This is a genomic window from Chitinophaga sp. RAB17 (assembly GCF_052114225.1).
Taxonomy (GTDB): Bacteria; Bacteroidota; Bacteroidia; order Chitinophagales; family Chitinophagaceae; genus Chitinophaga.
The window spans coordinates 197,983-210,104 of the sequence record NZ_JBFREI010000007.1 but is presented as its reverse complement, the minus strand read 5'-3'; the positions used below and the strand labels follow the sequence as shown (position 1 = coordinate 210,104).

At 45.3% G+C, this 12,122-nt stretch carries 8 protein-coding genes; 5 read left to right on the top strand and 3 right to left on the bottom strand.

Annotation, left to right across the window (positions count from 1 at the left end):
* Positions 1-46 precede the first annotated feature (46 nt).
* On the bottom strand, positions 47-3,541 hold the full coding sequence (locus AB4Z08_RS23130; RefSeq protein WP_441576161.1) for a GDSL-type esterase/lipase family protein: 3,495 nt from the start codon (positions 3,539-3,541) through the stop codon (positions 47-49).
* A gap of 399 nt (positions 3,542-3,940) precedes the next feature.
* Between AB4Z08_RS23130 and AB4Z08_RS23125 the strand changes: the two genes are divergently transcribed.
* The 5 genes from AB4Z08_RS23125 to AB4Z08_RS23105 all read left to right on the top strand — a co-directional run bounded on the left by AB4Z08_RS23125 (position 3,941) and on the right by AB4Z08_RS23105 (position 9,335).
* On the top strand, positions 3,941-4,777 hold the full coding sequence (locus AB4Z08_RS23125; RefSeq protein WP_441576160.1) for a hypothetical protein: 837 nt from the start codon (positions 3,941-3,943) through the stop codon (positions 4,775-4,777).
* A 90-nt stretch (positions 4,778-4,867) separates the two neighbouring features.
* Positions 4,868-5,767, top strand: a complete 900-nt coding sequence (locus AB4Z08_RS23120; protein ID WP_441576159.1) for an NAD(P)/FAD-dependent oxidoreductase — start codon at positions 4,868-4,870, stop codon at positions 5,765-5,767.
* 92 nt (positions 5,768-5,859) lie between these two features.
* Positions 5,860-6,171: a hypothetical protein gene (locus AB4Z08_RS23115; protein WP_441576158.1), complete on the top strand. Its 312-nt coding sequence runs from the start codon at positions 5,860-5,862 to the stop codon at positions 6,169-6,171.
* 114 nt (positions 6,172-6,285) lie between these two features.
* The gene (locus AB4Z08_RS23110) at positions 6,286-7,737 is read left to right on the top strand and encodes a M48 family metalloprotease (protein WP_441576157.1); all 1,452 of its coding nucleotides are present in this window, start codon (positions 6,286-6,288) and stop codon (positions 7,735-7,737) included.
* Between the two features lie 32 nt (positions 7,738-7,769).
* Positions 7,770-9,335, top strand: coding sequence for a DUF6770 family protein (locus AB4Z08_RS23105; RefSeq protein WP_441576156.1), 1,566 nt, complete (start codon positions 7,770-7,772; stop codon positions 9,333-9,335).
* 86 nt (positions 9,336-9,421) lie between these two features.
* On the opposite strand, the gene AB4Z08_RS23100 is transcribed toward AB4Z08_RS23105, so the two are convergent.
* Entirely contained in the window at positions 9,422-10,495 is a 1,074-nt protein-coding gene (locus AB4Z08_RS23100; protein WP_441576155.1) for an alkaline phosphatase, read from the bottom strand.
* Positions 10,496-10,604: 109 nt separating this feature from the next.
* Complete coding sequence (locus AB4Z08_RS23095; RefSeq protein ID WP_441576154.1) at positions 10,605-12,098, bottom strand: RagB/SusD family nutrient uptake outer membrane protein; 1,494 nt, start codon at positions 12,096-12,098, stop codon at positions 10,605-10,607.
* Positions 12,099-12,122: the final 24 nt, after the last annotated feature.

Here is a 12,122-nt window from a genome sequence, read left to right as displayed (position 1 = left end):
CGTGCCGGCTGCAGTCAACAACCGGAACGTTTTTTATTTTATCTTTTTACAACTTCACCAGCTTAAAACGTTGTGTGCTATTGACGATTACAAAATAAATGCCCGCTCTCAGCCGGCTTATATCCAGGCGATTACCTGTTGCTTTATCCTGTAGGTATACCAATGCACCCTGCGTAGTATACACCTCCACTTTATATACTTTTCCTCTCATACCCTGTAAAAGCACATAGTCGCTGGCAGGGTTAGGGTATAGTCTGATGCCGGTAACAGCCATTTCTTCCGGCTTACTTATTTTCGGAGTCGTCATTATATAACTATCCCGGGCAACAGCGGGCATACAAAGGGAATCCGGGAGGTCTGCCGCTACCACTCTATCGAACAATATACTTTGACCCAGCGAATTGAAATGCACATCATCTCCGCTGTTGTAAGCTGGAACAATAAACCCGATGCTGGTAGCGAGTCCATTATAAAAATCAATGGACTTATTCCCGAAGTAAGCGATAATGGTGTCTCTCATTTGCCGCAACCGGATGGCGGCATCATATCCCAGGTTACCGCGGGGCTGTGTAGTGGTTACCCACAGCGGAACATTGGATTGTGCGGCCAGTTGTTTCAACGCCAGATAGTTGGCTGTTTGTTTCGCCAGCGGAAAGCCGCGTGCTTCATCATTGGTTGGCATATTGATAATGATGGCATCCGGATTCAGGGAAAGGGCCCTGGTAATATTATGCTGTACATCTACATAAAAAGTATTACCTAATGAAGTATAAGGTGCCGTACCATCCGGCATAATGTGTTGCGTAGTGTACCCTCCGATAGCCAGGTTGATCACCGTATCAGCGGCATTGTGACTGGCTTTCAGATAACGTGCAAAACGGAACGTCCAGGCGCTGTCACGGGTGGGCAAACCATCACCATATGCAGTAGAGGATCCCAATACTACAATACGCAGTGGGTTACCACAGTTAGGAGAAATGTTATCTGCTTTGCTTTTTACCACGGTACTATAGAAGTGCCTGTTGCCGGTAGCGGTCATGTTCAGCCTGTAGAAATAAAGCTGATTAACCGTTACCGTATTGTCGGTATATGCATAATGCTGCAGTGTAGCGGAATTACCTGCTGCTGCCACATTTCCGGTGGCAGTCCAGGTAAGGGAGTCTGTACTGCGTTCTACCGTAAACGTTAGCGTGTTACTTTCCAGCTGCGTACTCCAGTCCAGTTTTATTTTACCGGGCAAACTGGTCGGCGCAAAAGCTGACAGGCGAAATGGCGTGTAGTAAAGCGTGTCAGGAATTCCTTTCACAACTGCACTATAAGTGTGCGCATCTGAAGAATCCACCATGTTCAGCCGGTAATACTTCGGCTGTCTAGGAAAAGTCGCATCCATAATTGAATACGTTCTGTTAGCAGCACTGTTTCCTGCAGCTGTCACCTGGCTTAGCAAGTTCCAGTTCAGGGAATCTGCGCTTTGTTCTACCGCGAAATATTTGCTTTTTACTTCCCGGGCTGTCGCCCATTTCAGCTGCAGTGAATCTTTCCATTGATTCACGGAAAATGAGGTCAGCTGAAATGCCGCCGTAGAAGAAGGCGTACAAAGTGCTTGTGGGATTTGTTTGGCTACTACTCTGTCGAAGAGGATCTGTTGACCGGCGGAGTTGAAATGGAATCCATCGCCTGCACTATATGCAGCGGCTATCTGATTGGTAGCAGAAGTCAGGCCTGTCCAGAAGTCGATGGCCTTATCGCCGAAATAGACCGTGATGCTGTCTTTCATTTGCTTCAGGTGACCGGCGCCGGCAGTACCCAGGTTATCCCGTGGTTGGGTGGTAGTTACCCATAATGGAATATTGGCCTGTGCGGCCACCTGCCTGAGTGCGAGGAAATTAGCCAACTGCACTGCTAAAGGAAACCCGCGTCCTTCATCATCATTGGAGATATTAATAATGATGGCATCGGGCAGCAGTGCAATGGCGCGGGTGATATTTTTATTTACATCTACTGAAAAAGTGGAGCCCAGCACGGTGTAAGGCGACGTGCCAGTGGCCTGTATATTTTGTGTGGTATAGCCACCCACCGCCAGATTGATGACCGTGTCGGAGGGGTTATGACTGGCTTTCAGGTACCTCGCGAAACGAAATGCCCAGGCACTGTCTCGGCTGGGAAGTGCATTCCCCCAGGCGGTGGAAGAGCCCAGCACAACGATCCGCAACGGGCTACTGCAGTTGGCTGGAATATTTGCAGCCTGGCCTTTTACAATTGTACTATAAGAATGCCTGCTCCCGGTAGCTTCCATATTCAGCCGGTAGAAATAAGGCTGGTTAGGGGTAACTGTATTATCTGTATAGCTATAATTCCGTGGCGTAGTGGCATTACCTGCTGCTGTTACATTTCCGGCGGCGACCCAGGTGAGGGAGTCTATACTACGTTCTACCGTAAACGTTAGGGTATTACTTTCCAGCAATGTGTTCCAGTCCAGTTTTATTTTACCAGGCAGACTATTCAGCGTAAAAGTCGACAGCAGGAATGGTGTATAATATAGCGTATCAGGTATCCCTTTCATGGCTGCGCTGTAGGTATGGCCATCCGCCGAATCCACCATATCCAACCGGTAATAGGTTGGCAGTTTGGGAAACGTTACATCCGTAAGGGTATAGGTCCTGGTTGCAGTACTGCTCCCGGCAGCCGTGACCTGGCTTAACAGGCCCCAGTTCAGGGAATCGGTGCTTCGTTCTACTGCGAAATATTTGCTTTTTACCTCGCGGGCAGTTGTCCATTTCAGCTGTAAGGAATCTTTCAATGGAGTAACTGCAAAGGACGTCAGTTGAAATACCGGAGTAGAAGGCGTACAAAGCGACTGTGGAATTTGTTTGGCAAATACCCTGTCGAAGAGGATCTGTTGACCGGCGGAGTTGAAATGGAAACCATCACCGGCGCTGTATGCAGCCGCTATCTGATTAGTCCCGGAAGCCAGGCCTGTCCAGAAGTCGATGGCCTTATCGCCGAAATAGAAGGTGATGCTGTCTTTCATTTGCAGCAGGCGACCGGCGCCTGCAGTGCCCAGATTATCGCGTGGTTGGGTAGTGGTGACCCATAATGGGATATTGGCCTGGGCTGCCGCTTGTTTCAGTGCCAGGAAATTTGCTACCTGTACTGATAAAGGAAAGCCGCGCCCTTCATCATCATTGGAGATGTTGACAATAATGGCATCGGGCAGGAGCGCAATGGCACGAGTGATATTTTTATTTACATCTACCGTAAAAGTGGTACCCAACACGGTATAAGGTGGTGTACCAGTGGCCTGTATATTTTGTGTGGTAAAGCCCCCCACGGCGAGGTTGATCACGGTGTCGGCGGGATGGTGATTGGCTTTCAGATAACGTGCAAATCGAAACGTCCAGGCGCTGTCGCGGCTGGGCAACCCATTACCCCATGCGGTGGACGAACCCAGCACTACGATGCGCAATGGGTTACTGCAATTTTGAGGATAACAATACTTAGCTGCAATCAGCAGTAAAGCTAACAGTACAAATTTTTTCATGGAAAAGGGATTAATTGATCCGGGTTAATTGTTGCTACGTGGGGTATCCGGTATAGGGGACTGAATCTGATCGTTCACTCTGGAATCAAAGTAATATAAAAGTGCTGCAGACCTTGTGCAGTACAGGATTTTCTTGCAACATGATAAAAAGGGTGGTTCCAAATCCCCCCGCACTTCACGTATAACGCTCCTCTCCTGAGAATGAGCAGTCCTTATATATTAAAAATTATTACCTTTGAATGCAAACCATTATTGCACTAACTGATTTTGGAGAAGGATAATGACTGTCCAATAGCTGATGTTGATTTTAACTAACTGGGTATCAACTATTCTTTTTCTCCTATTTTCATCCTATGAACAGGTTCTCTCCCACCAGCTATTATACACTATGAAAACCATATGCAAAAAATTTCGCTGTACGACCTGAAGCGCAAAGTGAGAATCAGCCAGGAGCCAGATGAAATTATCACCGGGCTTGGATATAATCTCTCTTCCCTTACACGGAATGAGCGCTCCGAACTACTTTGCGATTTACTTGAAAACCAGGAAATATTTTTTGAGGCAGCAGAATTGTTGATTGAAGAAGGTGGCGCAGATATACACTATAAGAAAGAAGGCATTATTCCTATTATTTTTTGTGCTGTGGGCGCCAACAAGCCACAGGCGGTGCAATATGCCCTGAAGAAAGGTGCGCGGCTGGTTGTAGATAACGCCGATTATCTTTTTGCTATTGCATATATCTTCAAACATCACCGGCTGGCAGCGATTACGGATATGCTGCTGTTACTGATTGAACATAATATTCATTTTAATTTTGTGCTGGCCAGTCTGGATACGCCATTGTTACTCGCTACCAGGCATAATAATAACCGGGAAGTAGTGCAGTTTTTACTTTCGGAAGAAGTAAATAAATACGTGTATGACGAAGATGGGTTTACCGCTATCCATTATGTTCCTTTTGCCAAAGCGCCTAATTTATACAAGGATATGATCACCTGTATGGCGGATATACAGGTAAAGACAAAGTTTGCCACCAGTATGGAACCGGTGTTCGAATGCGTGATCAAGGTGAATGAACAGCAGACTTTTGAAGAATTCATTCACGAAGCATTGAACGCTTTCCTGGAAAACAGGCATCGTATGTATGATGATATTTTTGAAAAATATTATTATCGGCTACACCTGATTGCGGAACATATCTCTCATATCCGCGCCAGCGCAGGCGATACCATGTAACATGGCAAACTCAGTTTATCTTTTTGAGGAAAACAAATGCAACTTTGTTGCAAAATTGTATATTTGCAGTTGACTATACACAAACAACATATGCAATCATACGACATCATCATTACCGGAGGCAGCTACGCAGGTCTTTCTGCCGCCATGGCCCTGGGCCGTTCGCTCAAAAAGGTGCTGGTACTCGACAGCGGCGCCCCCTGTAACCAACAAACGCCACATTCCCATAACTTCCTGACACAGGATGGAGAAACACCTGCAGACATCGCCCGCAAGGCAAGGGCACAAGTAGCACAGTACCCAACGGTACATTTTAAAAACGGACTGGCCGTCAGCGCGGAAAAAACAACAGATGGCTTTTTACTGACAACTTCCGCCGGAGAAATATTTGAGGCAAAACAGTTATTATTTGCCACCGGTGTAAAAGATGAAATGCCCGCCATTAAAGGCTTTGCGGAATGCTGGGGCATATCTGTACTACATTGTCCTTATTGCCATGGCTATGAAGTAAGGCAAACACCTACCGGCATACTCGCCAATGGGGAAATGGCTTTTGAATATGCCCGGCTGATCAGCAACTGGACCAACGACCTCACTCTATTCACCAACGGCGCAGCCCAATTGTCGGAAGAACAACTGGCCAGGCTGGCACAACATGGCATCGCCATTAATGATAAAGAGATTTCTGAAATAGTACAGGAACAGGGTCAGATAAAGCACCTGCTGTTTAAAGATGGCAGCATACATCCGTTACGGGCAGTATACAGCCGACCTGCTTTCAGACAACATTGTCCCATCCCGGAAGCCCTGGGATGCAAACTGACAGAAATGGGGCATCTGATAGTAGATCCCTTTCAGGCCACCAACATACCCGGCATCTATGCAGCCGGTGATGCCACCACGCCTATGCGGAGTGTAGCAGCAGCCGTGGCCGCTGGCGCCATGGCCGGAGCTTCGATGAACAAAGAACTGATAACAGCCACATTTTAACGCGGGGATATTACGGCAAACTGTTGTATATATGGAAAGGTTTTGATATTTTAGACAAACAGACTATTTTATCATCACCTAAATTAACCAGAATGCTCACAACCCTCACTATTTTAGCCGTTGCATTTTTCCTCGCCCACGTTTACCTGCTGTTTACCTCATTTGGAAAAAACGGTTTTCAGAAACAAAAATACCTCTGGTCGCATATTACATTATGGATCACCGGTGGCCTGGCCTGTTTGATTGCTATCCTCTTTGCCGGCAAATCTGTTTCCAGCGTGATCGATGTTTTTGATACACCTGGCAAAGCAGCCATACTGCTCCTGATTGCACTGGCGCTATCCGGTGCCGCACACAGCATCGTGAAACTATTAGTGCTGCCTAAATACCAGAAAACAGCCTGACTAACGTAAAAGATTATACGAAAAGAGGGTGGCTCAACATTTCTTGAGTCACCCTCTTTTCTATTTCAGGTAATTCCTTATTACCTTTGCGCTGTAGTCATTATTAATACCTATATGTCAATTTACCGATCCCTAGCCGTAGCAGCAGTCATACTGCTGAGTCACACTGCTGTAGCCCAAAGTCAGGCGCTGTATAATTATCAAGACCTTTCACACTTTTATTATCAACATCAGAAAGATTCCCTGAAAAAAGCATGGAGTTGTCCATCTCTTTATAAAGAAAAAGAGACACAACGGAAGTACAAGGAAATTTGGGATGGCCGTACCGATTTCATTACCGATGCCATCGAAAATGATGGGTATGTGTATGAAAACGACATCTATAATTACCTTGATGGCGTAATCAGCCAGATTGTTCATTCCAACCGGCAGCTGATCCCACAGAAGCCATTTCTGATGATAGACCGGAGTACCTCCGTCAATGCATATGCCACCGGCAACAGTATGATTGCTGTAAATATTGGGCTGCTTGCATTTGTAAAAAACCGCGAAGAACTGGCGCTTGTGCTGGCCCATGAACTGGCCCACAACATCATGATGCACCCTGAAAATGGTATGAAAAAACGGGCGGAATGGCTCACCTCAGATGAATACAAGCAATCGCTCAATGCCGTGCTGGATTCCAAGTTCGAACGCTTAACCCGTTTGAAAAAGGTATATGAAGACTATTCCTTTGATAGGAGCAGGCATCAGCGCTATCATGAAGGAGATGCCGACTCCCTGGCGGTTGTTTTACTTAAAAACAGTCATATTGAAATAGATCCTTCATTCTTCCTTCGACTCGACAGTGCAGATATTCAGTACCGTCAACCATTGAAAAAAAATGTAAAAGACTATTTCGCTGCCTACCACCTGAATGTGGAAGATAGCTGGCTGGTAAAAAGAACCAAAGGCTTATCCGTTAAAAATTACAGCTTCAATAGTAACACTACCGGCCTCGCCGACTCACTCAAAACACATCCCGATTGCCAGGAAAGATATAACAAAACGAAAAGTCTGCAGTCCGCCAACAGCGCTTTCACACCGGTACCGGTAGCATTGAAAGACAAATCCATGAAAATGATGATCTGGAGCATCTATTGCAACGGAAATATGACGGCTTGCCTATATCGTATATTACTGGAAAAAGACAAAGGAAATACAGATCCCTGGTACGACTTTATGTTTAATAACGTGATGTCCGGATTATATTTTGCAGATAAAAAACTGAACCGCTTTAATGCCATCAATGTAAGGCCGAAAGAATACATCTCCAAAAACTATTACGAACTGGAAACCATGTTCGAGCAAATGCCCAGACAAAAGCTGGAAGAATTTCATAATACCCTCCAACAGGCTGCGTTCTGGAGTAACATGACGCCGCAGGAACAGGGATTCAAATCCCTGATGCAAACATTGCTAACTGATGGCGAAGACAGTGATAAACAAAAGGCTGCCAAAGCTTTTACCACCAACTATCCCAAAAGTCTCTACTGCGAATTTGCAACACCTTTTTCAAAAAAATAGTATTGTAACATTTTATCCCATAAACAACCTACATGAAACATGTAATACTGTCATTTACCTTATTGTTGTTAACAATAACCGGTACGAATGCACAAACTAAAATTTTCAAAGAAGTGGGAGAAGAAATTTCTTCCAGCATGAAAACCATCAGCCAGGATGGAACCCTGGTTGGCTATCTCGTTTTCACTGAACTGGAACGCGCCGACAAAGATTCCTTTAACTACAAGATCAATATCATGGATGAAAACCTAAACGACATCGGCGTGGTTAATTTCAGGGAATTGAAACTGGATCTTCGTTCTGTAGCCTTTGAGCAGGAGGTACTTTGTTTGTCTTACATGAAAAGTAACCTGCTGGGACACGCCATCAAGAAAAAGAAAGCCATAAAGGAAGCCGTTTCCCAGGGCTACATGGCGGTATTTACCCAGTTCATTGACCTTACCGGTAAAGTATTAAAAACCAATACCATCAAAGTAGGTGTGGATCTCGCTGACGAGTACAGAAAAGGACAGCTGGATATTGGCAATGGCGGCCTGAAAGAGCCGTTACGCGTAAGCAATGTCAGTGGCAAGGGGTTTGCCTGCTTTTTTGGCGATAACCGCGGAAAATTCCTTTTCATCTATGATATCACCGGTAAACAAATCTGGCAAAAGAAAATCGGTGGAGAAGAAGGAGACTACAATATGCTTGTTTCCGGCCAGGATGTATATTTCCTGTTAAAGAAAAAGGATGAAAACCAGGGAGGTGGCTTCTACGTCTTTGGTTATGGTCTTCAGGACAGCACTTCCATTCCGAAATATTACCTGAAAGATAAAAAAGGTAACCCTTTGCATGTACAGTCATTTATGAATGATCCTGTAACCGGTAAACCTTTCGTTTCCGGTAAAATCATCAATCCCCGCAGGAACGGACCCTTTCCAACACTTAAATCAATTGTCAAAGGAAATTACCTGGGCGTGTTTACCGTAAATATCGACGGCCGCAGAAAAGACAGTATTAAACCGGTATACAACTACTGGCGCGATCTGCAACACCCTATCGCCAATTCAAAAGGCAGGCTGAATGCGAATAAGTCCTTCCTGATGCCCGGACCTTCTTTTAAAGACTTCGCCGGCAACACCTATTTCACCGGTTCTGCCTTAAAACGGAGCATGAACGTAGGCCTGGTTGCTGCCGAAGTGGCGACCCTGCCGCTGATCATTGTTTCGCCTATGATGGTAGGCTTTTATGGCACCAGGAAATTCACGATCCGCGACGCCATACTACTCAAACAAACGCCAGATGGCACCCTGTCGCTGGACAACACGATTCCGGTAAAAGCCAGTCGTGGTATGCCCTGCAACTATTACCCACTGCTGTCCGACAATAAATCGTACTATACCGTTACTTCATCTGATGCGAAATCTACTTACCTGATCATTACAGATCCTAAAAATATCACCTTCTATAACGTAGACCAGAAGAAAGTACTGCGCACCATTTCCCGTAAAGATGGCAATCTCGAAACATTTATTTTCCCTGCGAAAGAAGGACATGTGCTCGTATCGGAATACAATAGAAAGGAGAAAACCAAACGGTTCTCCATTGAGGCGATCTGATAAAGCGAATTTCCATTATAAGAAAGGGTGTCTTCTTTGTTTGCAAAAACAAGAAGACACCCTTTCTTCGTATAGTCGTTTACGTACTATTTCTTCACAAAATGCAATGCCTGCATGAATTTGGCAAAGATGGTATTGTTATGATAAATTCCCATAAAAGCCTCTGCACCGGGGCCATAGGCAAACACAGGTACCATCACGCCGGTATGATCATCCGTTGAAAACTTACCACTGATCTTTCCGGTTTGCAAATCTCCTTCTGAAATAGTAAGACCACCGGTTTCATGATCCGCGGTTACGACCACCAGCGTTTCTCCGTCTTTCTTCGCAAAATCCAATACGGCGCCAATGGTACGATCAAAGTCTATCATCTCTTCAGTAACATATTGCAAATCATTTGCGTGGCCGCCATCATCAATTTTGGAGCCTTCCACTACCAGGAAAAAACCTTTGTTGTTTTGTTTTAGCAGATCGATCGCAGTTTTGGTTGTTTGCATCAGCTGATCACCTCTTTGCGCCACCCGTTTTTCTATTATTAATCCAACAAGCTTACCCTTTTTTACGGTGGCAATATCTTCTGTGGTGTATTTCACATGGTAGCCTTTTTTACCGAATTCTTCCAGCAGATTACGTCCATCTTTGCGTTGATCAAAATGTTCTCTGCCAGCGCCGATCAATACATCTACATCCGACTTTATATAGTCCGCTGCAATTTCTGCAGACATTTCACGTGATGGTTCATGGGCAGCAAAAGTAGCCGGGGTTGCATCCGTAATATCTGTGGTGACTACAATCCCGGTAGATAGTCCGTGCTGGTGTGCAATTTCCGTGATCGTTGGTTTGGCCCTGCGGGCAGTGTCTACACCAATTGCACCGTTATAGGTTTTTTCACCAATGGAAAAAGCAGTGGCGCCGGCCGCAGATTCTGTAATATAATCATTGGCAGCGTTAGTCCTGGAAAAGCCAATACATTTAAATCTTTCCAGGTTCAGCCAGCCTTTGTTGGCGGTTAATCCGGCGTAAATCTGGGTGGTGCCCATCCCATCCCCTATCATGAAAATAATATTTTTTATTTTTTTAGGAGATGCAGACCTTGTTTGCGCGCGCAACGGCTGATATACCGTAGCTGCACAAACTACCAGGAGAATATATTTTTTCATTATGTTTTGTTTTTTGAGAATTACGAATTACGAATTTCAAATTACGGATTTGTGTGAAGAATGCTGAGTAGATCTTGAAATTCGTAATTCGTAATTCGTAATTCTTTAATTAAAATCCAGGGTTTTGTTGAAGCACCCCATGGCTCAGGTTAATCTGCGATTGCGGAATAGGAAACAATTCATGTATACCTTCTTTGAACTCCGCGCCTTTCTGATCATTGTATTTTTTAGCATAGGCGTTCAGTACTTTAGCTGCCCGGTTGGTACGCACCAGGTCAAAGAAACGGAATACTTCGGTCGCATATTCCACACGTTCTTCCTGCCAGATAGCTTCTCTTAATTTAACCTTATCGGTGGTTGTAATATCCGCCAGGATTTGTGCATTCCCTTCCCGCGCTCTTTCCCGTACACTGTTCAGTGCCTTCAGGGCTTCTGTCGTATGTCCGTTCTCGTTAGCAGCTTCTGCATACCACAACAGGATATGCCCCAGGCGGAATACGATCTGGTCTTTAGCAGAACTTTTAGGCTGATCAGACATTTCATTTTTAAGGATCAGGTATTTCGTACACAGGTAACCGGTAGCACTGGTACCTACTGCGCCAATAGTACCATCGGGAAGGATGTCGCCGTTTTTATATACGGTGGCTTTTTTGCGTGGATCATTTGGTTCAAAGGCATCCACGAGGTCCTGGGTAGGATCGTCATATCCCCAGCCGTAAGATAAAGGGCCGCGGGTTCTGCCATCGCCATCACCGGAACCGTTTTCATCGTAGAAGCGGGCGTCGTACTGGAAATTGATTTCAAAAATGGCTTCTGCACCATATTCTCCATCGATGGTGAAATTGTGATAGTATACCGGATCCAGGCTATACTGATGTGCATCGATGATTTTCTTTGTCCAGGTCTCTGTTTCCACAAACTTACCCTGCATCATATACACCCTTGCCAGCAACGCCTGGGCAGCGCCTTTGGTAGCGCGACCGTAGTCGTTTTTTGCCTGCGTACTTTTTTCCGGCAGCACAGGTTCCGCTTCCAGCAAGTCTTTCACGATCTGATCATAAATAGCTTGTTTGGAATTACGCGGAATATTATAGTCCGGCAACGTTTCCTGTAACACCAGTGGCACACCACCAAAAATCTGTACCAGGTTGAAGTAATAATAAGCCCGCAGAAATTTCCCTTCTCCTGAATAAATATCCCTGGTAGCCTGGTCCAACCCTTTTACGGCAGGCACTTTTTCTATGACCAGGTTAGCGGCATGAATACCCTGGTATAAAGTGGACCATGCATTATCAAAAAACGGGTTGGTGGCATTGGCCACAAAATATTCTACCTGTATCATATCCGGATTATCACCGCCGTTGGCGCGCGTATCATCAGAACAAACATCACCGAAAACCCATCTCACATAACCCGGGTAATTAGTACGGTAGTTGGATTGCAGGGCTTTATAAGCGGCTATCAGTCCCTGTTTGGCAGTAGCCGGCGTGGTGAAAAAAGTCGCCGTAGTTTGCTTGCCTTGCGGCTCTATTTCCAGCAATTTATTACAGGCAGAAAAAGTACCTGCCAATAGTATTAATAAAGTAGCGATAATGCGTTTCATATCTTTCGAAATTAACTGCTTAAA